Below are 22,142 nucleotides of genomic sequence, written 5' to 3'. Positions count from 1 at the left end.
ATGAAACTATTATGGCAAAAATCATAGAAAACGGAATAGAAAGAGAAGCCAACTGCACCGAAGAATTATTTGCAATGCGCGACAGTCTGGATGTTTTAGGTGGAAAATGGAAACTGATGATTATCCGATATCTGACCAACAGAACCGATCAGCAGATTCATTTCAAAAAGCTGCAGCGGGGCATTACCGGAATCTCTGCTAAAATGCTCAGCAAAGAATTGAAAGAATTGGAAGTAAATCTTCTCATCACAAGAACTATTCAGGACACAAAACCCATCACGGTAGCTTATGCTGTGACAGAATATGGGAAATCAGTTTTGCCGGTAACGGAAACTTTGGTGAATTGGGGAATTATTCATCGGGAGAAGATCAAAGAGTCGATGAGTTAGTTTTATTTAAAGATTGAAGAATTTAAGGATTTAAAGATTTGGGGTCTACGACTATTCTTCAAAGAAAAGATCTGTGTCATCAGCGCGATCTGCGCGGAATTATTTGTCATTGCGAACCTTTAGGTGAAGCAATCTCAAATCTGTCTTTTTTCTGAGATTGCTTCGTCCCTTCGGTCCTCGCAATGACTGTAAATATTCAATTTTATCGTTAAAAATTTATCTCTGTATAAGCTGAAAACAATGATTCAAAACTACTGCAATGATCGCCAGTATTGCCGGCAATGCCTGTACGAAAAATATTCTTCTGGTCGCTGTAATAGCTCCATAAATTCCGGCAATCGCCACACAGCTTAGAAAGAATAGCGAGACATTGGTTTGCCATTTCGAATCTTCAATCAACAATGACCAGATCAATCCTGCGGCAAGAAAACCGTTATACAACCCTTGATTGGCAGCCAGGCCTTTGGTAGGTTTAAACATTTCCGCCGGCAGTGCCGCTTTAAATACTTCCTTTCCTTTGGTTTCCCACGCGAACATTTCCATCCACAGGATATAAATATGTTCCAGCGCAACGATGGCGATGAGAATTTTAGCAATGAGTTCCATGATTTACTATTTTGTAATTGTAAAACTAAAAAAATAAAGTTAAGTTTGGGTATTCAATTGCAAAGATGGATACTTTCAAAGCGCATTTAAATAAATTTATTACAATCACCGATGAAGAATACGCTTCTATATTTTCTTTTTTCCAGGAAATAGAAGTGAAAAAAAAGCAGAGTCTGATGCTTAGTGGTGAGATCTGCAGATCGATGTATTTTGTGTCTGTGGGCTGTCTGAGAAAGTTTTTTGTGAATGAGAAAGGGGCAGAACAGACCACTGAATTTGCTATAGAAAACTGGTGGATCACGGATACTTTCGCGTATGAAAGACAGATCAAATCAGATTTCTGTATTCAGGCGGTGGAGCGCTCTACGGTTTTGGTTATTGATCTTCAGCAACAGGAACTTTTACTGCAAAAGCATCCGATCATGGAAAGGTATTTCAGAATGATTTATCAAAGGGCTTATGCTGCTTCGGAGAGAAGGATCCGTTATCTGTATGAAATGTCAAGAGAAGAATTGTATGTCCATTTCAGTACTTTATATCCATGGTTTATTCAGAGAATTCCTCAATATCTGATTGCTTCGTTTTTAAATCTTACGCCGGAATATCTCAGTGAAATCAGGGCAAAATTACGTTCTTAAACCAGTTTAAGATTTTTACCGATTATAAGTCGGAGATTTGTCATGTTATTAAAAGCCAATATCATGACAGACAAAAATATTCAGTTTCCGCAATTATTTTTAAGACTTGCCATTTCTGTAACCATGCTTTCCGCTGTGGCAGATCGGTTCGGTTTCTGGGGCAAAAATTCAGCCTGGGGAAACTGGGAGAATTTTGAAACATACACCCGAAAACTTACTTTTTTTCTTCCCGAAGGTTTAAGTAGGTTTTCAGCTTATACCGCGACTTTTTTTGAAATACTTTTTCCACTGATGCTTCTTATAGGCTGGAAAACTAGGATTGGAGCTTACGGAGCGGGATTGCTTCTGCTGGTCTTTGCTTTGTCCATGACCATGGCATTAGGCGTTAAAGCTCCTTTGGATTACTCGGTCTGGGTAGGAAGTGCCGGAGCATTTTTACTGGCCATTCAGCCAAAGTATTCTTTTAGTATAGATCATTTAACCAACAAAAATAAATAGTATTATGAGCGCAAGATTAAATATTGCCACAGTAGATTCAGCTGCTTACAAAGCAATGATGGGATTGGAAGGATATCTTCAGACGATTTCATTAAACCACATTCAAAAGGAATTAATTAAAATCAGAGCTTCACAGATCAACAAATGTGCTTTCTGCCTTGATATGCACACTAAAGATGCTCTTAAATACGGAGAAACCACGCAGAGAATTTTTATTCTTGAAGGATGGAGAGAGGCCAAAGACTTTTTCACGGAAGAAGAGCAGGTGCTTTTAGCGATGACGGAAGAAATTACCCTGATCAGCCAGAACGGACTTTCAGAAGAAACTTTCCAAAAGGCAAAACAGTATTTTGATGATGCACAGATTGCACAGATCATTATGGCGATTGTCACCATCAATGCATGGAACAGAATTGCTGTAAGTACTCACTTACCTGTTGCCAAATAGTTTTCCGTTTAAAGTTATTGACTAAAAAGAGCTCTTCACCAACTGAAGAGCTCTTTTTAGTTATAAAAATTAGAAGAAATAAGTTTAATAAATAGCGACCGGATTGATATTGACCTGAGTAGATCCTACATATAAAGGTTGTCCCAGAACGAATAAGAACTCCCAGACTTTATCTTTCACCAATGGACGGCTGTCGATCAGTTCCAGATTATAAATTCCTTTTTTGGTCAACATAAACTGGTTGATCGGGAATTCCTCTTTAGATTTTGGGTTGGGATACAATTCTGAAGCCCAAGTATCACCACCGAAAGCGACGATTCCCTGCTCAGCAAGCCACTGTGCTGCTTCCATACCAATCCCCGGTTCTGTTTCTAAAAACTTCTGGTTGTCTTTACCGATCAGTTCCAGCCATCCGGTATTGAACAGTACAATGTCTCCTTTTCTAAGGGTAATGTTTTGTTTCTTTAAAACGGCTTTAATATCTGCTGTTGTAAATTCCGTACCACCCGGAACGATGTCTTTTCCGTAATGAGCGGTCATATCTAAAACCACACCACGGGTCACAAAAGGAGGAACTTTTTCAATGCCTAATTTCTTTACGCCTTCTACCGTTACAAAATCAACGGCTTTATTTCCGTTGTAGTAGATGTTATCAATTCCGATATGTCCGATGCCGTTCAGTTGGGTTCCAACGCCTGTCCATCCATTCACAAGTTCGTCATTGAAGGTGAATTTATTGGGCCCGATGCTTTTTCCGCCCTGTTCACCGGGCTGGATATTATACAGATTAAAACTTCTGTGTCTGAAAGCCGGCAGATTTTTATCGATAGGAACAGCCAACGGAAGTGTTTTACCTTGCTTTACTAATCCTACGGCCTGTTTTACTACTTCCGCAGTTAATAGATTCGCGGCTCCTATTTCATCTGTAGCTCCGTAAACAGAAGGATACCAGGATTTATCATTGGGGTTAATGCTGAGGTTTTGAGCTTTTATGTCGATGTTGCTGATGGCCAATAGAATGACCAACCCGAACATTATGATCAGATTCTTTTTCATTTTTTTTATATTGTATGGGTGTAAAAGAGAGAAAATCAGTAAACCGTCTCACAGGAGAAAGCTTACTGATGATGCAAGATTAAATTTCGCTTAGCGCTGTATTGATGAAATTCAATTCATCCTGAGAAAGGTTTACTTGCATTGCTTTCGCATTATCAATGGCTTGTTGTGCATTTCTGGCTCCTGCCAAAACTACGGTAATAGCCGGCTGCAATGTAGTCCATCTTAGCACAAGTTGTGAAAGGGAAGCCCCTTTTTCCTGAGCAATAGGCTCTATTTTGTCTAAGAAATTTTTTACTTTACTTAAATCAAACTGTGAAAAATAACCGTTTCTGTGGTCATTGTCCTTTAATTTATCCTCTTTGAAATATTTACCGGTCAAAAGACCCCTTTCCATTGGACTGTAGACGATGATTCCTGAATTGTGCTCCAAAGCATACGGGACAAGATCGCTTTCAATAGCACGGTTCAGCATGCTGTATGAAACCTGATTGCTCACCAAATGCAGTGTTCTGTTGGCTTCCTGCATTTGGGGAACGGTATAATTACTTACTCCTGCTGCAAGAACTTTTCCCTGCTGGATCAAAAGTTCCATGGCTTCCATTGTTTCACAGATTGGGGTGGTACTTTCCGGCCAATGAAGCTGTAAAAGATCGATATAATCTGTTCCCAGTCTCTTTAAGCTTTCCTCCACTTCTTTGATGACATTAGCCTTTGAAGCGTATTTGTAAACCGGAAGTGTTTTGCCTTCATCTTCAGCATCGAAGAAAAATTCTCCCTTCTCGTTATTGCTGCCGTCCCATACCAAACCGAATTTGGTTAATAACTGAATTTTCGAACGGTCTTTTCCTTTAATGGCTTCTCCGATCATTTCCTCACTGAGTCCGAAACCGTAAAAAGGGGCCGTATCAATAGAGGTTACGCCATGGTCTAATGAAGCATGAATTGAATTGATGGAATCCTGTTTTTCATTGCCGCCCCACATATTTCCTCCGATAGCAAAGGCTCCGTGAGTAATTGCAGACAGTTCCAGTTCCGTATTTCCTAATTTTCTGTATTCCATTTTTTTGATTATTTATTTAATTTTTAAACTGCAAAGTATTTTGTTGGCCATCGCAAAGACGCAAGTTTTTTCCAATTCGACTGCTTTAAGACGCCAGGATTTTATCTGCGATAAAATTGAATACCGCTGTCATTGCGAGGAGCACAGCGACGAGGCAATCTCATCATCACCCTAGCTGAAAATCTTCGATTTTCTTGCGCCTTAAAATGTCCCCATTCCTGTTCAGCCTTTGCGTTTATCCAACTTTATTTCAACATTGTTTATACCTATTATTCAGAATAAAAATCTTTGATTTTTTCTTAAAACTTATGTGAACTTCTTTTCACAGAGCGTTTAAACTTCAAATAACTTAAGTGTAAAAATTTTTGCGACTTTTGTGGTTGTTTTTTTACCATGGATTTCAAAGATTTTCACAGATGTTTACGCATGTTGTTGGTCATCGTAAAGACGCAAGTTTTTTCCAATTCGACTGCTTTAAGACGCTAGGATTTTATCTGCGATAAAATTTAATACTGCATATTTCGCATAGAACACTTAGCTGAAAATATTTGATTTTTTTACATCTATTATTCATTATAAAAATCTTTGATTTTTAAAGAACTTATGTGATCTTTCTATTCACAAAGCGTTTAAACTTCAAATAACTTAAGTGTTGAAAAAACTTTTGCGACTTTTGTAGTTTAAAAAAAGATTATTGATTAAGTTCCTTTAAAATCGCCTCACCTACACTTTTTGCAGACTGAGGATTCTGTCCTGTGATCACTCTCTGGTCTGTCACCACATGGTTCTGCCAAAGCCCTGATTTTTCAAATTTTGCGCCTCTCTCTTTCAGTTTATCTTCCAGAAGGAAAGGAACGACGTTGGTTAATTTGACTTCAGCTTCTTCTTCATTGGTAAAAGCATTGATCTTTTTGCCGTCTACCAGATACTTTCCGTTGTTCAGTTTAATATTGACCAAACCGGAAGGGCCGTGACATACGGCTGCTACAATTCCGCCATTCTCATAAATTTTTGATGCAATAACAGCTAATTCCGTATTGTCAGCGAAATCCCACATCGCACCGTGACCTCCTGCGTAGAAGATTGCACTGTAATTGCCCGGATTCACCTGAGAAGGCTGTAAAGAATGATCGATTTTATTTTTGTATTCTTTGTTTTCCCAGAATTCTTTGTTGACAGGATCTTTTAAATCAAATCCGTCTACCGGTGGAGTTCCTCCTTTTGGGCTTACAAAATCAATTTCATATCCTGCTTTGTGAAGAACTTCCCATGGATGAGAAACTTCACCCAGATAATATCCGGTATCTTCTCCCGTATCCCCTTTTTTATCATGACTGGTCACGACGAATAAAATTTTCTTTTTCATACGTTTAGATTTTTGGTGTTGTGCCTGAACAAATACTATCGTCAATAGGGTTACCAATAAAAATGCTAATTTTTTCATATTAAAGAATATGGGTAGTGTAAATCTGTGGTTTTTCCTGTAATTTTTCGTCTATTATTGCTCCGAAAGCCTGAATGTATGGCTGTTGGTTATGTAACGCCAATCCTTCATCACTTTTCCAGATTTCGTAGAATATAAACTGGTTTTTGTCTTCGATTCCCTGATGAAGGCTGTACAGTTCGCACGCATCTTCTTTTCGGGTTTCTTTGACCATATTCTGAAGAACTTCCAGAACTTCATTACGGTGCTCTTCTTTTGCTTTGATTACTGCTGTAAGATATATTTTCATTAGGCTAGTTGTGGTTTTAATTCCTGTGCAAAAACTTGTTCAAGATGCTCTCTGTAAAGCTTCATGTCACGTTCTATATTGGCGTTTTTCTCTACATCATGGAAGTGAAAACTTTCCATTTTTTCTAAGGAAACGAAGGCATTCATTCTATGAAAACCAAATAAAGGTCCATTATCTACACTTGTTTCATTGAAAAATTCTCCGGGAAGGGTAAAAGCGGTTTTTGGAGCATTCCAGCTGCTAGTCACCATATATTTTCTTCCGCCAAGCATTCCTCCGGTTCCGTAATTGATTTCCGGATTTTCTGCATTTCTTCCGTCACTCATATAGATTCCTTTGGCATGTCCGGCTGTGAAAACATCATCGATATATTTTTTAAGACCGTTCGGAAGTTGGAACCACCAGATCGGAGTGTGGTAGATGATAAAATCTGCCCATACAAATTTCTTTACCTCCTCATCTTTGTCGAAGCCTTCTGAGACCTGAGTGGTCTTAACTTCTATATTTCCGAATTTCTCCAGTACTTCCAAAGTATTCTGAGCGATGGTATCATTATATTTTCCTCCGGAATGTCCGAAATTCTGTCCTCCGTTAATGATCAATACTTTTTTCATTTTTTTATGATTGTTTAAATTTTATGATGCAAAGTTAGTTCGCGGTGTTGTATAATAAAAATAGCATGAATTATATCTAAGTATTATAATACTGATAGTTTAAATTTTGTCATTCATGTGAAATATCATACAGTTTATTGATTCTATTGTCCCACGTCTCCAGTAAATTTGTTATGATTAATAGAATGGATATGATACAGATTGCGGTTTTTAGTGATGTGCACGGAAATTTTCCTGCGCTGAATGCGGTACTTGAGGATATAAAGAAGAGGGGAATTCAGCAGAAATTCTGTCTGGGGGATCTGGTAGATTTTGCTCCATGGGGAAATGAAGTCACTGAAAAGATAAAGCATCTCAACATTCCCTGCCTGATGGGGAATCATGATGAAAGAATTGCTTTTGATATTCCCGTAGTTCCTTTATCAAAACATTCTCAGGAAGAAACAGAGGCCAGATTCATTGCGATTGATCATTCCAAACAGCATATTACGAAAGAGAACAAAAAGTTTTTATCCGCACTTCCTTTTCATTTAAAATTAAACTATAAAGTAGGGAAAAAGCATTGGAGTATTCAGCTTGTGCATTCAAGCCTCTCCAGTAATGATACTTATTTGTATGAATCGGAGAATGATGAGGTTTTTGCAACTATGCTCAAGGAGTCTCAATCCGATATCGTTGTCATGGGACATACTCATTTGTCATTTAAAAAATCTTTTGAAAATAATAAATGGGCCATAAACTGTGGTTCTGTAGGCCGTTCCAAAGAAGAAAACCGCCTGGCTTCTTATCTGGTTTTAACAATGAATGAAGAACAGATTATTCCGGAAATCGTACAGATCGCTTATCCGCTTGAAGAAACCGTTCACGCCATAGAAGAAAGCGGAATTCCCAATTATTATGCTGATTTTTTAAGAAATGAAAAAGCTTTGATGCTCTGAAATATTCTCCAAATTAAATTCAAGTTATTGATTTTTAGTAATTTGTAAATAGTCGAACGTTGGTTTGCAGAAGATCGAACTCATTTTATCCGTTAAAATCAGTTCGACTTTTTTTATCCGGACTTTTCTGGAAATTTTCTGATTCATCTTTGCATCAGATTATTAAAATTTAGAAATCATGAAAAAAACAGCCCTGTTTATTCTTTTACTATTATCAGTATTTTGTTTAGCACAAGCCGTAAAAGTTGACACTATTCTCACTCCCGAAATTGGCGGAATAAAACAAGCCATCGAAATTAAAACCGATGATTCCACTAAGCCGATACTTCTCTTTTTATCAGGAGGCCCCGGAAGCTCAATGATGAAAAATGCGGATTCTTTTACCCATATTTTAAAAAATAAATTCACCATTGTTCAGTGGGATCAGAGAGATGCAGGAAAAACATTGGCATTAAACCCTTCTCCGGTTCAGCCATCCGTTGAGTTGATGGGGAAAGATACCTTTGAAGTGATCAATTTTCTTAGAAAGCAGCTCAAGCAGGAAAAAGTATACTTGCTGGGAAGTTCTTGGGGGAATGCTTTAGGATTTTACATTGTCAGAAATCATCCTGAACTTTTGCATGCTTATTTTGCAGTCAATCCTGTGATCAGTCAGCTGGCCAGTGAAAAGGAACTGCTTACTGTTTTAAAAAATCATTTTAAAGAAGATCCTGTTGCCAGCAAAGAATTGGCAAGCGTGCATATTCCGTTTACGATAGATGAAGATTTGTTTTACCTTAGAAAATGGCTTTTTTATAAAGACGGTAAAAAAAATGTCACCAGTGATGATTTCAAAAAAGGTTTCCTTCAATGGTCTAAAACATGGTCGCCAGCCTGGAATGAAGTCATGAAAATAGATTTACCGAAGACTTTAAAGAAAGTGAATTGTCCGATCTATTTTTTCGTAGGGAAAAATGATATTCAAACCTCTACTGCTATTACAAAACAATATTTTGAGCAGGTAAAAGCACCTAAGAAAGACCTGTTTTTATTTGAAAAATCAGGGCATCAGATCCATAAAGATGAGCCGGAAAAGTTTCAGAATACGATTATGACGTTGTTGAAATAGCGGCTGGAAGAGGGGAGAGGGAGGATGGAAGTTGTGGCAGGATATATAATTTCTGACGGCTATCCTAAAGATCGATGAAGGATATGCTAAAAAAAATAAAAAGGCTTTCAGTTGTACTTTGGGAGACCATAAACTTCCATCCTCCTTCTTCCAACTCCCATCCATCTCCTCTATCACTGTAATAATTATTCCGTAACTTTGTATCAGAATATTAATAATTAAAGTTATGGTCAATCTAGAATGGTACCGCACTTTTAAAGCGATATACAAAACCGGAACACTGACGGGTGCTGCAGATTCCCTGTTTATTTCGCAGCCCGGAGTAAGTCTCCACTTAAGCTCACTGGAAGCTTACGTAGGCTATAAATTATTTGACAGAACCGGAAGGAAAATGATTCCTACCGAAAGAGGAAAGGTTTTATTCAATGCAGTTTCTGATCCGATTGGCAGGCTGGAAGATGTAGAAAAGAATTTTCAGAAGTCTACAGAAAAACTGACGCCTACGATTAGTGTTGGGATGTGTTTTGAAACATTTCAGACGACTTTGGAACAATATGTTTCCACTCTGCCTTTTAACCTGATTATCAGTTTTGGGCAGTATCCGGAAATGCTGGACCAGCTGGATAAAGGGATTTTGGATCTTATTATTACTCCTAAAAAAGGAGTTTCTCCCAATATCGAACACGAAGCATTTTCTTCTGAACAGATTATTCTGGTAGGCGGAAAAAATGTAGATAAGGAAAGTTTTCAGGAAGTAGTGCATACTAAAGGAACTGAACATATCGAGGAATGGCTGAAGCAGGAAAAATGGTACGGAACAACGGGAGATATGGAACATCTTTTTCAGTTCTGGATCATGAATTTTGGTCATAAACCAAACTTCCGTCCGAATTATATTGTTCCGAATTTAAACTCAATTATCCGTTGTCTGAAAGGCGGAACCGGACTGGCTGTAGTTCCCGATTTCCTATGCAAAAATGAAATAGAAAACGGAGATCTTAAGCTGATCTGGGAAGGCGAGAAAAAACTTGAAAATACGTTGTATTTCGGTTGCAGAAAGAAAACAAATTATCAGTCTGAAATCGATCATATCAAAGGATTATTCAGAAAGGTCATGAGCAAGAAGGATCATGTCGCACAGCTGTAATCCGTTTTCATAAATAGGGAGTGGGTAATTTTCTATAAAAAAATTTTTACGTACTCCCTTTTTTATAAAATCATTCTTTTCATAGAATTTAATTTGCTGAAATCCCGTATCTGAGGTACCTACGGCTAAAGTTGTGTAGCCGCTTTCTTTAGCAATTACTTTAGCTTTATCCATAAGAATGCCGCCGATTCCCTGACTTCTGTGGCTTTCAATAACCGCCATATTTTTAATCTCCAGTTCTGTGCTGCTATTTTGATACAAAGCGATCACAGCAATATCCTGAACACCATCATTTAAAAGATAAATATCAGAATCAAAAATATATCGATTAATAGCATCCACAGTTTCATCTGCAAGCAGTAAAAGCTCATACGGAATAGCTGAAGCCGGATCTATCTTTCTAATTGTCAATTTTTCCATTTTAAAGGCTCATATGAATAATAGGATAGTCTTTTCCTGAACCGTCTTTTTCTGATCTTCCGATCTGTTTGAAGCCCATTTTCTCGTAAAACCCGATGGCCTTAGGATTTTGTTCGTTGACGTCAACTTTAGTCAAACCTGTTGTCTCTTTCATAAACTCGTACAGCTTTTTGCCGTATCCTTTTCCCCGTACTTCATTATGAATGAAAAGCATTTCCAGATTGCCTTCTGCTACGGAAGCGAAACCTTCTGCCTTGTCATTTTCCGTCACTAAATAAACTTCCAGATTGGGAAGATAATCTCTCGGAATAACTTCTTTAAAATAATTAAAATCCTCTTCAGCAAGGAAATCGTGGGTCGCCAGTACAGCAGATTCCCAGATCTCCATAATTCTTGGGTAATCTTCTGTGTGTGCTAATCTGATTGAATGTGACATTGCTTTGAATTTCGTGCAAAAATAAGAAAAAATAGAAGTTAGAGGTTAGATTTTGGAGGTTAGAAATTGGGAACTTCTTTGAGGAGGGTTGATTTTTTGGGAAACAAAAAGACTGAACAGTTAAAAACAAAAAATATCTGTTAACAGTCTCCCAATACTTTGAAAACAGTAAAAATGGTAAGTCGTATTCCCGATTTTTTATCGCAAATTTGTTAGGCTATACATTAATATTAAAATTGAAATTTAAAAATTATGCAAAACAAAACATATACAGGGCAGCCTGTAGTGACCTTAAATAACGGGGTGGATATTCCGGCCTTAGGCTTTGGAGTTTGGCAGATGGAGAATCTGGAAGAATGTGAAAGAGCGGTGGATAAAGCCATCCAGACAGGATACAGAATGATCGATACGGCAGCCATTTACCAGAATGAAACGGCAGTAGGAAAGGCGGTGAAAGATAGCGGTGTCAGCAGAGATGAGCTGTTTATCACTTCAAAAGTCTGGGTGCAGGATCATGGCTACGAGCAGGCAAAAAAAGCATTTCAGAGAACACTGGACAGACTTCAGATGGATTATCTGGACCTGTATCTGATCCACTGGCCTTACGGAGATTTCATCGGAACTTGGAAAGCTTTAGAGGAATTATACAGTGAAGGAAAAATCAAAGCTATCGGGGTGTGTAATTTTACGGTTGAAAAATTAGAAGAGTTAAAAGCAAATTCAACGGTTTCTCCAGTGATTAATCAAATTGAGCTTCACCCGGTTTTTCAGCAGAAAGAACTTCAGGTGTATAACAGAGAAAATAATATCATCACACAGCCGTGGAGTCCGCTTGGAAACGGAAATGCAGATCTTCTGAACAATGCTGAATTAAAAGCAATCGCTGAGAAATACAATAAAACGGTGGCTCAGGTGATTTTAAGATGGCACCTTCAGGAAGGGTTTGTGGTGATTCCAAAATCGGTGACGCCTTCCAGAATTGAAGAAAATTTTAATGTTTTTGATTTCGAACTGAGTGCAGACGAAATGAATATGGTCCGTTCTTTAGATACCGGAAAAAGACTGTTCTTTGATCCGAAAGATCCTGAATGGGAGGAAAAAATGCTAAACGTTGTAGCTGATATTTAAGAGTATTGCTCAATATTTATTGTCCCGCAGATCAAATGGATTATACAGATTTTAATAGAATCCTGTTAAATCAGTTTAATCTGCGGGATATTTTTTAATTTTAAATAAAAACCATGACGGCAGCTCAATTCATAGAAAAACTATCGACATTCAGAAATGAAAAAGAAATTGATAAGGTTGAAAAGTTTTTCAAAGGAGATGACGGTGTTACAAAACATTTCGGAGTTAAATTCGGTGATGTTTTCACGACGGCAAAAGAGTTTTCTTCAATGCCACTGGAAGAAATCAATACACTTCTGGACAGTGATTTTTATGAAGTCAGAATGGGGGGAGTAAGCATCATGGATTTTCAGGCTGGGAATAAAAAAACGTCTGAAGAAAGTAAAAAAGATCTTTTTGACTTGTATTTAAATCGCCACGACCGTTTGAACAACTGGGATTTCGTAGACCGTGCAGCAAAGAATATTATTGGTGAATACCTGATGGACAAGCCAAGAGATATTCTGTACCAACTGGCTGAATCTGAAAATCCGTGGGAGCGAAGAACAGCGATTGTAAGTACGCATGCCTTTATCAGAAAAAATGATTTCGAAGATACCTTTAAGATCGCTGAAATTCTTGTTCACGATCCGCATGAATTGGTCAGCAAAGCAGTCGGCAGCTGGATCAGGGAGGCCGGAAAGAAAAATCCGAAAAGATTGTTAAGTTTCCTCGATCAATATGCGGAAACAATGCCCGCTGCTACATTTTCTTATGCTATAGAAAAGCTTGATCCGGAAACAAAAAAGCATTATAGAGAACTCCGAAAAATGATAAGATAAGCTTTCCGTTTTTGTATTGATTTTTGTAAAAAAGGTAAAAATACTTGACCGATATCATACTCATTTAAAGAAGGGTTTCATGAGTTTTTCGTAAATTTTAAATAAAATAATTCTTATGTTTTGGCCAGATACCATCAGCAACAGATTCAATATAAAATATCCTGTCATTCAGGCTCCGATGTTTGGAGTCAGTACGCCACAGATGACTGCTGCAGCTGCAAAAGCCGGAGTTCTTGGGTCGTTAGCCTTGGCTGATCTTTCACCCGAAAAATCGGTTGAACTCATCAGGCAAACAAAAAAACTGACCGATCAATCTTTTGCTGCCAATATTTTTGTACACAATATCCCAGAAATTACGGACAGTCTGAAGGAGAAATTTAGTAAAGCAAAACAGTTCATTACACAGCTGGCGAAGGAAAATAACATTGAGGTTACACTTCCGGATCTTGAAGATATTAAAGTAAACGGATATCATGAACAGATTGATGCCATTATTGGGGAAGGCTGTAAAATAGTAAGTTTTACTTTTGGAAATTTGGATGATCAAAGCATACAGAAGCTGAAAGAAAACGGAGTGGTTCTCATCGGCACCTGTACTTCGGTGGAAGAAGCTTTAATTCTTGAGAAATCGGGAATTGATATGATCTGCGTGCAAGGAATTGAAGCTGGAGGGCACAGAGGAACTTTCGATGCTGAGCATATCCCGATGATTGGAGGAATGTCCCTGTTTTCTGAGGTTTATGATCATGTAAAAGTCCCTTTGATCTATGCAGGAGGAATTTATAACGGAAAGACTTTAAGAGCCGCTAAAGAGCTCGGAGCACAGGGTTTCCAGGTAGGAAGTGTCCTGCTGGCATCAGAAGAAAGCGGATTGCAGCCGTTTGAAAAAGAAAGGCTTAAAAATGCCACAGAAAAAGATATTATTTTAACCAGAAGTTTTTCAGGCCGGTACGCGAGAGGTATCAAAAATAAGTTCATCGAAAACCTCGAAAATTCTGACTACATTATGCCATATCCCTATCAGAATAAACTGACGAATGAATTGCGCAGGGTTTCAAAAACTTTACATAATTCGGATTTTGTAGGTATCTGGGCAGGGCAGTCTATTCATGATTTTAGTGATCTTTCTACTGAAGAAATTTTGAAAGTGTTGATTCAAAGTGCTGAAAAATAAAAGTAATGATTTTACTGAAAGAAAATGACTACTGTATTCATGCTTTATTTAAACATTAAGATGAGTGAAGGATGTAAGGTTAGTTTAGAAAAAATCAAATGATTTCTTTAAGTTGTACGTCTTATAGCGAAGCTAAAACTTAATATTCTTAAAAACTTAGCAGGAATCTTAATGGTTTTATTTTTTCTCTCGCAGATAGATACGGATAGAAAAGATTAAGAAAAGTAAAAATCTGCATCATCAATTAATTTGCGTGAAATTTGTAGACATACGCGTTGTAAAAAATGAAATCCCTTCATCTGCATGAAAGGATTTTTATTTATATAGAAATTCAATAACGTTCATTCACCATCAAATGATCAAATCAACTCATCGTCACATTACTTACTCAGATCCAAACCTCCGAAGTTACCCGAGCTCATCATCAGGAAAACACCGTCTGTTTTGTCCAGAGTTTCCCAGTAAGCATGAAGATCTTCAGCATTGGTGAATACTCTCAGTCTGTCATTTTTGAATTTTTCTTTAATGAATTCCGGAGAAATAGGTTCCATTCTTTTGATCTTTAAAGCATCTTCGGAATAGAAAACTACCGCTTCCTCCAGACCATCCATTGCGTGGTCGTACTGTTCAAGGAAAACCGGATTTAAGCTGGAATAGGTATGCAGTTCAAGGAAACCATATTTCTTTTCCTTTTTAAACTGCTCCTGAAATGCCTTTACCGTTGCCTTTACTTTGCTCGGTGCGTGGGCAAAATCTTTATATAAAGTTCCCTTATCTTCTCTTTCTACTTTTTCAAGACGTTTTGAAGCTCCTTTAAAGCTCATAATAGCCTCGTAGAAATCTTCATCCATGATTCCCAGCTGGCGGCAGATATGTCTTGCCCCTTCCATATTCAGAAGGTTATGGGCTCCGAAAACAGAAAGAGGAACATCACCCATTTCAGTTTTTAAATAGACTTTTCCGTTGCTGATCTCATATTCAGGCGTTTTGTAAGGAATTTTTCTGAAATAGTTTTCAGCGGCTTCCACTACTTTTACGACTTCTGCATCTTCTTCATTATAAACCAGAACACCGCCGGCAGTAATACTCGCCACGAATTTTCTGAACTGTTCAATATAATCGTCAAACGTTTTAAATACATTGATATGATCCCATGCAATACCGCTCATTAAAGCAATATTGGGCTGGTACAGAAGAAACTTTGAACGCAGATCGATAGGAGAGGAAAGGTATTCATCACCTTCTAGCACCATAAAGTCGTTGTCCGGGGTCAGTTTTACCATACAGTCAAAACCTTCCAGCTGTGCACCCACCATAAAATCTACGTCTTTCTGGTGGAAATTCAGGACGTGAAGGATCATTGAAGTAATCGTTGTTTTCCCGTGTGATCCGGCGATTACGACTCTTGTTTTGTTTTTAGACTGTTCGTAAAGAAATTCAGGATATGAATAAATTTTTAAACCCAGCTCTTTCGCTCTTGCCAGCTCAGGATTGTCCTGATGGGCATGCATTCCAAGAATAACCGCATCAATATCCGCCGTGATCTTTTCCGGGAACCAGCCCATTTCCTGAGGCAAAATTCCTTTATGATCAAGTCTGGATCTTGAAGGTTCAAAAATAGCATCATCCGAACCTGTCACCTGATATCCTTTGTCTTTTAACGCAATGGCAAGATTATGCATGGCGCTTCCGCCGATGGCAATGAAATGGGTTTTCAATTGTATTTACTGTTTTTTTACGTTGTTATTAATGATCTCCTGGAAAGCGTTCAGGATATTGTTCCAGTTCGTCGTAAAGTTCGGCATGATCATACTTGCATCCGTCTTGCTGCCTTCATTCAGGCCCTTCTTGATGTTGATGGAAATGCTTACATTATCATACAGTTTTTTTCTGTCTTCCTGTATTCTTCTGAAATTATTCTGGGAAAGCACCTGATCCAGTTTCTTCAGATCTTCATCTGAAATTTTGAAATCCTGTTTGTACTTTTTTCCCTGACCTTCAAAAGAATAATGGGCATTGTTGCCTTTGATCAGCAGATTTTCATACGCAGGAGCAAAGCCTCCGCTTTTGGAATAGCTGATGTCAAAATCCGAATATACTTTCTGACTGTTACACGAAACTAATACTATGACCGCGAATAAGATCCCTAATATTTTGTTCATAATTTTTTACTTACTTTAATGATTTGAATCTTTTTGTTCTAATTTTTTAGCCTTAAGTTCTTCATCATAATTGTGCAGTACATTGAAGTCCTCTGTCTGTTCAATGGCAGTCATGATCTTCAATAAAATTTCAGGCGCTTTTTCATTGTCGTAATCGATGTCCAGAGGTGCTTTGAATTCCATGGTAGGTTTTACGCCTGTTACCTTTACCCGGAGGCCTTTCTTGTCAAATGCTCTTCTGAAACCGTTGATCTTGATAGGGATCACGATCGGACGCTGACTTTTAACCAGTTTGGCCGTTCCTCTTCGTCCCTGTGCAAAAGCAGATGTAGTACCCTGAGGGAAAGTAGCTACCCAGCCGTTGTCCAGAGCTTTCATAATATTATCAACTTCGGTAAGATCTACCATTCTGTTGACGTTTTTACCCTCTGCTCTCCAGGTTCTTTTTACCGTTACAGCACCGGCGATCTTAAAGATCTTCGGAAGAATCCCTTTGTTCATGGTTTCTTCTGCTGCTACATAGTAAAAATCAATCTTGGGGTTGAGCAGGTAGATCGGGTTTTTAATCGTATCCAGATAACCGTTGTTTACAGCACAGAATGCGTGATACATTGCTGCTACGTCTGCAAAGTAGGTTTGATGGTTACATACAAAAAGCACGTTGGAATCCGGAAGATCTACAAGGTGTTCCGTACCGGTTATCTTCAGTTTATTAAAGCCGTTGAACCTTCTGTAGGATACAATTCCTAAAATAAAAATGATTAACCTTTTTAAAAAATAAGGTGTTCCGAATGCATCGGTGAAAATATTTTTCTTCGCCATCTCTCAATTAAACACTATCGTGCAAAGTTACATTTTTTTCAGCAACTGGCTAAACTCGCTCAATATCATTGCTGTAGCGCCCCAGATAATATATCCGTTGAAATTGATGACCGGAACTTCATGTCCGGCAGCACCGGGAAGCGCCATCATTTCCGGATTATCCGGGAGGCTTAGAAAAGAAGTGATAGGGAATTCTATAGTTTCTACCGCCTCGCTCTGCTGAAGAACGAAAAGCGGATTCTTTTTAGTATACGAAATATAGGGATAAACGTAAAAATTACTCGGTGGAACATAGATCGGAGACATTTCCCGGATCACTCTGATATAATGTTTTTCTATGCCTATTTCTTCGGAAGTTTCACGGACTGCGGTTTCAGCAAAGTCTCTGTCCATTTCCTCACGCTTGCCGCCGGGAAGGGAGATCTGCCCGCTGTGTCTGTCATGTTCGTTGATGGTTCTCTGGATCAGAGGGAAATACCATTCATTGTCTTTCAGATACAGAACAATATTTACTGCTGCAAATTTTGGATTTTTCGCCAGTATTTCATCATACGTAAATACAGGGCGGGAAGGTGGTGAAAATACCCCGTGAGCGTGCACTCCCGGCAGTTCTACATTTGTAATTTTCCTCAATAAATCTTTTCCAAAACTTTCCATAGCTCAAATTTAGCAATATATACTGAAGAAAAGAATAGGCGTTAACATTAATTAACCATTGGGAGAGATTAAAAGATTTAAAAATTCAAAAATTTAAAATGTAAAAGGTTGATAAAATGAGTGTTTTTTTTAATCTATAAAATTAGAGTTATTTTATATATTCATGTGGAAAACACGGTGATAGATTACCGTATTTTCACGTAACTGAAACACGTTACACAGAGAAAAAGGTAAACAGTTACATAGGGAACGGTAAACAGTGATTTTTAAAATTTACACTTTAGCAGTGGTTTCTCGCTTAGCTTTAGCCTATACCTTTGTCATACTATTAACCAATTAATTTTACCAAAAATGAAAAACTTTATTACAGGTGTATTTACACTAATGGCCATGAGTTTCAGCTTCGCACAATCAAACATTGATCTTACTGCTCAGATTGGAAACTTGAACGTTGCTACTGTAGACCAGACAGGGCTTTTAAACATCAACTCTTTAACACAGAATGGAAACCGTAATACGGCAGATATCGATCAGGTAGGTATTCTGAATATTAATACTGCTGAAAGTATTGGAAACAGAAACTCCATTGACGTAGACCAAGCTGGTATCGGTAATACCAATGATGTAAGCCAAACAGGAAACAGAAACTCTGCAACAACCTGGCAGTTGGGAGCATTAAACTCCACAGAACAGACTCAGATCGGAAGAAGAAATGCAACCTCTTCTTTACAGCTGGGAATAGGAAATGCAGTCGTACAATATCAGGATGGAAGAAGAAATGATGCTTCTGCTATTCAGTTAGGAAACGGAAACGATGCTTATCAGATTCAGCTTGGAAGAAGAAACGACGCTAACGGCCTTCAGGTAGGTAACAATAACCTTTTAGTGCAATATCAGGATGGTAATGATAACAGTGCCACACACGATCAAGGCGGTAACAACAATATTGCTGCTTCAGTTCAGGTAGGTGATGACAATACCGCTATGGGTGTTCAGATTGGAAACAGTAACCAATTATACCAACTTCAATTAGGAGATTCCAACACAGCGATTGATGTTCAGATGGGTAACAATAACTTTACCTGGGTAGCTCAAAGTGGAGATTCTCACATTCACGTAGGAACTCAGATGGGTAACGGAAACTCAATGATCGTTAACCAATCCAACTAGTTCATGTACTGTAATCAAGCATAAAAGGAGAGGCTGCGGTTTTCTCCTTTTTAAGCTTAAAACGATAGACATACCCGGAAACCGTGATTTTATATTTGTACCTGCTGGGTGTGTTTTTCCAAATCCTCTATTCATGTACCTTTATTAAAAATTAAGACCATGTTGAAACTCGGGTGGGGTGCCTTTACACTTTTCACAGTGCTTTGTGTGCAAGCTCAGCAGGTAGACTGGGACAAGCTCAACAGCAGTACGGTTCTTGATCTTATGGCAAGACAGCAGACAGAACAGGGGCTTTATGGCTCCAGCGTTATCCAGATAGGAGATAACAATAGCGCTGAACTTTCTCTTAATGCGAAAACCAATATTGCCATTCAGCAACTGGGAGACTTCAATACACTTTTTTTCATTAATTCATTTACGGATCAGGAAACCAAAACTGCCGTTACCGCTCAGGGAAATAACAATATTATTGATATTACCGGAAGCAACAGCATCTCAGACGGAATGCAGATCAGTGTAAAAGGTGACAACAAAACCATTTTCATGAGAAATTATTAAAACACACGTGATGAAATTTTTATATTCCTTAAATCTGTGCACTTTATTTATCTTCCTGTCTGCAACGGTTGATGGGCAGGAAGATAAAAAAGTGAACGCAAGGATTGAAAAAAGCATCCTGGAAAATCAGATTAATCTCAAAGCTGTTGTGGCCAATAATACCTCAGTGTATAAAGAACTGAACTATCTGTTGGTTTCTATAAAAAAAGGAAATGCCGGCAATCTCTCCAATAACCAGCAAAGTGGTAAATTTTCAATCAATCCCAATGAAGTAAAAGTTTTATCTGAGATCAATGTTAATCTTGAACCGAAAGATGCTCTGAAAGCTTTCCTCTACGTAAAAGATGAAGAAACCCAGAAACTGATCGCGAAAGACAGTCTTGAAATTAATACTGATCTGTTTAAAAAGAAAACAGCCAAAGTAGAAGAAGATGCCGTCTTTGAACTGAAAGGACTCACTATTGACGAAACCAAAACAAAGGTCGGGAAAGACTTTTATGATCTTTTCTACATCCAGTACAGTCAGATTCCTGATAAAAGCAACGGTGCAGTGACTATTTCCGAACTTCCTCTCCGCGGGACCAGCGGTCAGATCAACATCCAGATCGATGACAAAGTGATTTACAGCTTTATGACCAATCCAAGCGAAGACTATCTGAAAGAACAGCTGGCAGCCAGCTTAAAATATATCAAAGAATTTAATGCCAAGAAAAACCTCATTAAAAATGAATTTATCTACTAAAAACGTCCGCCATGAAAACTTTTATCATTATTTTGACCTTTATTGCGGGTATTTTCTCCGGAAAATCTCAGCAGCTCGTTTATAAGCCCATCAATCCGGCATTCGGAGGAGATACGTTTAACTATCAGTGGCTTTTAAGTTCAGCAAATGCCCAAAATCAATTTGACGAAAAAGATGATTACAGCAGTTTGCTCGATAACGTCAATTCTTTAGACAGTTTCAGCCAGAGCCTCAACAGGCAGATCCTGAGTGAGCTGTCCAGGAAATTGTTTGAAGATCAGTTCGGGGAGGGCAGCCTGAAGCCCGGAAATTATCTTTTCGGCTCGCTTTATCTGCAGATTACAACTACAGCCCAGGGACTTTTGATCAATATTTTGGATACCAGTTCAGGCGATCAGTCCGAGATCGTCATTCCAAAATAAAAAATAACTAAAAACCAGACTTACCATGAGAACTTACACTTACACCAGAATTTTTTTCTGTACGTTCCTGCTGTGCTTAATGCAGGCCTGCAGTTCGATACTTGGTCTTCCTTCCGATCCTGAAAGATCCACCATGGGAGAGCTTACTCCTTCTACTGCGGAATTGAAAAATCTTCCGCTTCCCAAAGAAAAAATCGTCATTGGCGTATACAAATTCAGAGACCAGACCGGCCAGTATAAACCGTCAGAAAACGGCAACAACTGGAGTACGGCTGTTCCGCAAGGAACCACCACTATTCTGATCAAAGCATTGGAAGACAGCCGGTGGTTTATCCCGATTGAAAGAGAAAATATCGCCAATCTTTTAAACGAAAGACAGATCATCCGGTCCACCAGACAGGAATACAATAAAGATGCTGATAAAAATAGCCAATCGCTTCCTCCTCTTCTTTATGCGGGAATTCTTCTCGAAGGTGGCGTGATCTCTTACGATAGCAATGTCATGACCGGAGGCCTCGGAGCGAGATACTTCGGAATAGGCGCTTCTACACAATATCGCCAGGATAGAATTACTATTTATCTGCGTGCCGTATCTACTCTGAACGGTGAAATTCTTAAAACCGTTTATATTTCCAAAACCATCTTATCCACCAGCGTCAACGGAAGTTTTTTCAGATATATCGATACCGAAAGACTTTTGGAAGCTGAGGTTGGTCTTACTCAAAATGAGCCCGTACAGCTTGCTGTAACCGAAGCCATCGAAAAGGCAGTAAGATCTTTAATCGTTGAAGGGATCAGGGATAAGATATGGGGAAAAGCATCTGAGAATTTAACGGGGTATCAGGCTCTGATCAATGATTACAATAAAGAACAGGAAGACAATGTAGGAAGAACGGTCGGGAATAAGTTTCCGGAGAATTACAGACAGAAAATGTCCGTTTTTGCGAATGTAGAAGCTCAGAAAATCAAAGATGACTACGTAAATCCTAAAATGAATGTTGGCGGAAAGCTAGGGGTAAAATACTTTATAAGCCCCAATTTCAATATTGAAACCAGCGCAGGGTACTTCACTTTGGAAAATGAAACTATTATTAAAAGAAGCTATTTCGTTCCCGAGCTCAATCTGGAATTCCTTCTGTTCCCTAAATACAGATTCAGTCCGTACGTTTACGGCGGAGCGGGAGCGATGTTTTCAAAATACAAACCTCAGTACAAAGGCCAGGTCGGCGGCGGACTGGAATACATGATCGGGAATAATACCGCAATCCGGGTTTCGTCACAGTATGATATCGGTTTTAAAGATAACTGGGAAGGTTTGGTCAACGGAAAAAGAAAAGACCAGGCACTTCGTTTTGCACTTGGAATCAATTTTTACCTTGGAAACAAATAAAA

27 protein-coding genes are annotated in these 22,142 nt (G+C 38.5%); 15 read left to right on the top strand and 12 right to left on the bottom strand.

Annotated elements, in window-relative coordinates:
- Positions 1-11: 11 nt before the first annotated feature.
- Entirely contained in the window at positions 12-389 is a 378-nt protein-coding gene (locus tag N0B48_RS04555) for a winged helix-turn-helix transcriptional regulator (protein ID WP_259837067.1), read from the top strand.
- Positions 390-605: 216 nt separating this feature from the next.
- On the opposite strand, the gene N0B48_RS04550 is transcribed toward N0B48_RS04555, so the two are convergent.
- Positions 606-995, bottom strand: coding sequence for a DUF1304 domain-containing protein (locus tag N0B48_RS04550; RefSeq protein ID WP_259837065.1), 390 nt, complete (start codon positions 993-995; stop codon positions 606-608).
- Positions 996-1,060: 65 nt separating this feature from the next.
- Here N0B48_RS04550 and N0B48_RS04545 point away from each other — a divergent pair, with 65 nt between their 5' ends.
- The 3 genes from N0B48_RS04545 (at position 1,061) to N0B48_RS04535 (ending at position 2,579) form a co-directional block, all read left to right on the top strand.
- A complete protein-coding gene (locus N0B48_RS04545) occupies positions 1,061-1,633 on the top strand; it encodes a Crp/Fnr family transcriptional regulator (RefSeq protein WP_259837064.1) in 573 nt (190 codons plus the stop codon).
- A gap of 63 nt (positions 1,634-1,696) precedes the next feature.
- Positions 1,697-2,131, top strand: coding sequence for a DoxX family membrane protein (locus N0B48_RS04540; RefSeq protein ID WP_259837062.1), 435 nt, complete (start codon positions 1,697-1,699; stop codon positions 2,129-2,131).
- Between the two features lie 4 nt (positions 2,132-2,135).
- Positions 2,136-2,579 (top strand): carboxymuconolactone decarboxylase family protein, encoded by a 444-nt coding sequence (locus tag N0B48_RS04535; RefSeq protein WP_259837060.1) that lies wholly within the window; start codon positions 2,136-2,138, stop codon positions 2,577-2,579.
- Between the two features lie 84 nt (positions 2,580-2,663).
- On the opposite strand, the gene N0B48_RS04530 is transcribed toward N0B48_RS04535, so the two are convergent.
- The 5 genes from N0B48_RS04530 to N0B48_RS04510 form a co-directional block, all read right to left on the bottom strand.
- Positions 2,664-3,635, bottom strand: coding sequence for a cyclase family protein (locus tag N0B48_RS04530; RefSeq protein ID WP_259837058.1), 972 nt, complete (start codon positions 3,633-3,635; stop codon positions 2,664-2,666).
- A gap of 79 nt (positions 3,636-3,714) precedes the next feature.
- Positions 3,715-4,698 (bottom strand): aldo/keto reductase, encoded by a 984-nt coding sequence (locus tag N0B48_RS04525; RefSeq protein WP_259837056.1) that lies wholly within the window; start codon positions 4,696-4,698, stop codon positions 3,715-3,717.
- Positions 4,699-5,389: 691 nt separating this feature from the next.
- A complete protein-coding gene (locus tag N0B48_RS04520; RefSeq protein ID WP_259837054.1) occupies positions 5,390-6,064 on the bottom strand; it encodes a type 1 glutamine amidotransferase domain-containing protein in 675 nt (224 codons plus the stop codon).
- Positions 6,065-6,143: 79 nt separating this feature from the next.
- Entirely contained in the window at positions 6,144-6,431 is a 288-nt protein-coding gene (locus tag N0B48_RS04515; protein ID WP_259837053.1) for a putative quinol monooxygenase, read from the bottom strand.
- Positions 6,431-7,045, bottom strand: a complete 615-nt coding sequence (locus tag N0B48_RS04510; RefSeq protein ID WP_259837051.1) for an NAD(P)H-dependent oxidoreductase — start codon at positions 7,043-7,045, stop codon at positions 6,431-6,433. Before N0B48_RS04510 ends, N0B48_RS04515 begins: the two co-directional genes overlap by 1 nt.
- A gap of 191 nt (positions 7,046-7,236) precedes the next feature.
- Between N0B48_RS04510 and N0B48_RS04505 the strand changes: the two genes are divergently transcribed.
- The 3 genes from N0B48_RS04505 (at position 7,237) to N0B48_RS04495 (ending at position 10,238) form a co-directional block, all read left to right on the top strand.
- Positions 7,237-7,983: a metallophosphoesterase family protein gene (locus tag N0B48_RS04505; protein WP_259837049.1), complete on the top strand. Its 747-nt coding sequence runs from the start codon at positions 7,237-7,239 to the stop codon at positions 7,981-7,983.
- A 178-nt stretch (positions 7,984-8,161) separates the two neighbouring features.
- Entirely contained in the window at positions 8,162-9,091 is a 930-nt protein-coding gene (locus tag N0B48_RS04500) for an alpha/beta fold hydrolase (RefSeq protein WP_259837048.1), read from the top strand.
- 226 nt (positions 9,092-9,317) lie between these two features.
- Positions 9,318-10,238, top strand: a complete 921-nt coding sequence (locus tag N0B48_RS04495; RefSeq protein ID WP_259837047.1) for a LysR family transcriptional regulator — start codon at positions 9,318-9,320, stop codon at positions 10,236-10,238.
- On the opposite strand, the gene N0B48_RS04490 is transcribed toward N0B48_RS04495, so the two are convergent.
- Together N0B48_RS04490 and N0B48_RS04485 are read right to left on the bottom strand one after the other, a co-directional pair.
- Positions 10,191-10,658, bottom strand: coding sequence for a GNAT family N-acetyltransferase (locus N0B48_RS04490; protein WP_259837046.1), 468 nt, complete (start codon positions 10,656-10,658; stop codon positions 10,191-10,193). The genes N0B48_RS04495 and N0B48_RS04490 overlap by 48 nt on opposite strands.
- Position 10,659: 1 nt before the next feature.
- Positions 10,660-11,094, bottom strand: coding sequence for a GNAT family N-acetyltransferase (locus N0B48_RS04485; RefSeq protein ID WP_259837045.1), 435 nt, complete (start codon positions 11,092-11,094; stop codon positions 10,660-10,662).
- Positions 11,095-11,346: 252 nt separating this feature from the next.
- Between N0B48_RS04485 and N0B48_RS04480 the strand changes: the two genes are divergently transcribed.
- The 3 genes from N0B48_RS04480 to N0B48_RS04470 all read left to right on the top strand — a co-directional run bounded on the left by N0B48_RS04480 (position 11,347) and on the right by N0B48_RS04470 (position 14,217).
- Positions 11,347-12,222: an aldo/keto reductase gene (locus N0B48_RS04480; protein ID WP_259837044.1), complete on the top strand. Its 876-nt coding sequence runs from the start codon at positions 11,347-11,349 to the stop codon at positions 12,220-12,222.
- Positions 12,223-12,335: 113 nt separating this feature from the next.
- The gene (locus tag N0B48_RS04475; RefSeq protein ID WP_259837043.1) at positions 12,336-13,043 is read left to right on the top strand and encodes a DNA alkylation repair protein; all 708 of its coding nucleotides are present in this window, start codon (positions 12,336-12,338) and stop codon (positions 13,041-13,043) included.
- A 115-nt stretch (positions 13,044-13,158) separates the two neighbouring features.
- Entirely contained in the window at positions 13,159-14,217 is a 1,059-nt protein-coding gene (locus N0B48_RS04470; RefSeq protein ID WP_259837042.1) for an NAD(P)H-dependent flavin oxidoreductase, read from the top strand.
- 380 nt (positions 14,218-14,597) lie between these two features.
- Here N0B48_RS04470 and N0B48_RS04465 read toward each other — a convergent pair whose 3' ends face one another.
- Genes N0B48_RS04465 through N0B48_RS04450 form a run of 4 tightly spaced genes read right to left on the bottom strand, consistent with a single transcriptional unit; the run spans position 14,598 to position 17,858 of the window.
- Positions 14,598-15,935: a UDP-N-acetylmuramate--L-alanine ligase gene (locus tag N0B48_RS04465; RefSeq protein ID WP_259837041.1), complete on the bottom strand. Its 1,338-nt coding sequence runs from the start codon at positions 15,933-15,935 to the stop codon at positions 14,598-14,600.
- Between the two features lie 6 nt (positions 15,936-15,941).
- Entirely contained in the window at positions 15,942-16,379 is a 438-nt protein-coding gene (locus N0B48_RS04460; protein ID WP_259837040.1) for a hypothetical protein, read from the bottom strand.
- Between the two features lie 15 nt (positions 16,380-16,394).
- Positions 16,395-17,201, bottom strand: coding sequence for a lysophospholipid acyltransferase family protein (locus N0B48_RS04455; RefSeq protein ID WP_259837038.1), 807 nt, complete (start codon positions 17,199-17,201; stop codon positions 16,395-16,397).
- Positions 17,202-17,228: 27 nt separating this feature from the next.
- Positions 17,229-17,858, bottom strand: a complete 630-nt coding sequence (locus tag N0B48_RS04450; RefSeq protein ID WP_259837036.1) for an NUDIX hydrolase — start codon at positions 17,856-17,858, stop codon at positions 17,229-17,231.
- A 351-nt stretch (positions 17,859-18,209) separates the two neighbouring features.
- Here N0B48_RS04450 and N0B48_RS04445 point away from each other — a divergent pair, with 351 nt between their 5' ends.
- From N0B48_RS04445 to N0B48_RS04425, 5 genes are all read left to right on the top strand, one after another.
- Entirely contained in the window at positions 18,210-19,028 is an 819-nt protein-coding gene (locus N0B48_RS04445; protein ID WP_259837035.1) for a hypothetical protein, read from the top strand.
- A 159-nt stretch (positions 19,029-19,187) separates the two neighbouring features.
- The gene (locus N0B48_RS04440; RefSeq protein ID WP_259837034.1) at positions 19,188-19,586 is read left to right on the top strand and encodes a hypothetical protein; all 399 of its coding nucleotides are present in this window, start codon (positions 19,188-19,190) and stop codon (positions 19,584-19,586) included.
- A gap of 10 nt (positions 19,587-19,596) precedes the next feature.
- A complete protein-coding gene (locus tag N0B48_RS04435; RefSeq protein ID WP_259837033.1) occupies positions 19,597-20,328 on the top strand; it encodes a CsgE family curli-type amyloid fiber assembly protein in 732 nt (243 codons plus the stop codon).
- An 11-nt stretch (positions 20,329-20,339) separates the two neighbouring features.
- Complete coding sequence (locus tag N0B48_RS04430; protein WP_259837032.1) at positions 20,340-20,750, top strand: curli production assembly/transport component CsgF; 411 nt, start codon at positions 20,340-20,342, stop codon at positions 20,748-20,750.
- A gap of 25 nt (positions 20,751-20,775) precedes the next feature.
- Complete coding sequence (locus N0B48_RS04425) at positions 20,776-22,140, top strand: CsgG/HfaB family protein (protein WP_259837031.1); 1,365 nt, start codon at positions 20,776-20,778, stop codon at positions 22,138-22,140.
- The last annotated feature ends 2 nt before the right edge of the window (positions 22,141-22,142 follow it).

This window comes from Chryseobacterium herbae, assembly GCF_025154075.1.
GTDB classification, from domain to species: domain Bacteria; phylum Bacteroidota; class Bacteroidia; order Flavobacteriales; family Weeksellaceae; genus Chryseobacterium; species Chryseobacterium herbae.
Note: the sequence above shows the minus strand (reverse complement) of the source record. Positions and strands in the feature narration are given on the sequence as shown.

Excerpts from the sequence above, each read along its gene's own strand:
- N0B48_RS04495 (WP_259837047.1), top strand. The coding sequence starts at position 9,318 with ATGGTCAATCTAGAATGGTACCGCACTTTTAAAGCGATATACAAAACC.
- N0B48_RS04460 (WP_259837040.1), bottom strand. The coding sequence starts at position 16,379 with ATGAACAAAATATTAGGGATCTTATTCGCGGTCATAGTATTAGTTTCG.
- N0B48_RS04490 (WP_259837046.1), bottom strand. The coding sequence starts at position 10,658 with ATGGAAAAATTGACAATTAGAAAGATAGATCCGGCTTCAGCTATTCCG.
- N0B48_RS04425 (WP_259837031.1), top strand. The coding sequence starts at position 20,776 with ATGAGAACTTACACTTACACCAGAATTTTTTTCTGTACGTTCCTGCTG.
- N0B48_RS04525 (WP_259837056.1), bottom strand. The coding sequence starts at position 4,698 with ATGGAATACAGAAAATTAGGAAATACGGAACTGGAACTGTCTGCAATT.
- N0B48_RS04435 (WP_259837033.1), top strand. The coding sequence starts at position 19,597 with ATGAAATTTTTATATTCCTTAAATCTGTGCACTTTATTTATCTTCCTG.
- N0B48_RS04500 (WP_259837048.1), top strand. The coding sequence starts at position 8,162 with ATGAAAAAAACAGCCCTGTTTATTCTTTTACTATTATCAGTATTTTGT.
- N0B48_RS04485 (WP_259837045.1), bottom strand. The coding sequence starts at position 11,094 with ATGTCACATTCAATCAGATTAGCACACACAGAAGATTACCCAAGAATT.
- N0B48_RS04515 (WP_259837053.1), bottom strand. The coding sequence starts at position 6,431 with ATGAAAATATATCTTACAGCAGTAATCAAAGCAAAAGAAGAGCACCGT.
- N0B48_RS04555 (WP_259837067.1), top strand. The coding sequence starts at position 12 with ATGGCAAAAATCATAGAAAACGGAATAGAAAGAGAAGCCAACTGCACC.
- N0B48_RS04535 (WP_259837060.1), top strand. The coding sequence starts at position 2,136 with ATGAGCGCAAGATTAAATATTGCCACAGTAGATTCAGCTGCTTACAAA.
- N0B48_RS04530 (WP_259837058.1), bottom strand. The coding sequence starts at position 3,635 with ATGAAAAAGAATCTGATCATAATGTTCGGGTTGGTCATTCTATTGGCC.
- N0B48_RS04550 (WP_259837065.1), bottom strand. The coding sequence starts at position 995 with ATGGAACTCATTGCTAAAATTCTCATCGCCATCGTTGCGCTGGAACAT.
- N0B48_RS04520 (WP_259837054.1), bottom strand. The coding sequence starts at position 6,064 with ATGAAAAAGAAAATTTTATTCGTCGTGACCAGTCATGATAAAAAAGGG.
- N0B48_RS04480 (WP_259837044.1), top strand. The coding sequence starts at position 11,347 with ATGCAAAACAAAACATATACAGGGCAGCCTGTAGTGACCTTAAATAAC.
- N0B48_RS04505 (WP_259837049.1), top strand. The coding sequence starts at position 7,237 with ATGATACAGATTGCGGTTTTTAGTGATGTGCACGGAAATTTTCCTGCG.
- N0B48_RS04450 (WP_259837036.1), bottom strand. The coding sequence starts at position 17,858 with ATGGAAAGTTTTGGAAAAGATTTATTGAGGAAAATTACAAATGTAGAA.
- N0B48_RS04470 (WP_259837042.1), top strand. The coding sequence starts at position 13,159 with ATGTTTTGGCCAGATACCATCAGCAACAGATTCAATATAAAATATCCT.
- N0B48_RS04545 (WP_259837064.1), top strand. The coding sequence starts at position 1,061 with ATGGATACTTTCAAAGCGCATTTAAATAAATTTATTACAATCACCGAT.
- N0B48_RS04445 (WP_259837035.1), top strand. The coding sequence starts at position 18,210 with ATGAAAAACTTTATTACAGGTGTATTTACACTAATGGCCATGAGTTTC.
- N0B48_RS04510 (WP_259837051.1), bottom strand. The coding sequence starts at position 7,045 with ATGAAAAAAGTATTGATCATTAACGGAGGACAGAATTTCGGACATTCC.
- N0B48_RS04540 (WP_259837062.1), top strand. The coding sequence starts at position 1,697 with ATGACAGACAAAAATATTCAGTTTCCGCAATTATTTTTAAGACTTGCC.
- N0B48_RS04430 (WP_259837032.1), top strand. The coding sequence starts at position 20,340 with ATGAAAACTTTTATCATTATTTTGACCTTTATTGCGGGTATTTTCTCC.
- N0B48_RS04440 (WP_259837034.1), top strand. The coding sequence starts at position 19,188 with ATGTTGAAACTCGGGTGGGGTGCCTTTACACTTTTCACAGTGCTTTGT.
- N0B48_RS04455 (WP_259837038.1), bottom strand. The coding sequence starts at position 17,201 with ATGGCGAAGAAAAATATTTTCACCGATGCATTCGGAACACCTTATTTT.
- N0B48_RS04475 (WP_259837043.1), top strand. The coding sequence starts at position 12,336 with ATGACGGCAGCTCAATTCATAGAAAAACTATCGACATTCAGAAATGAA.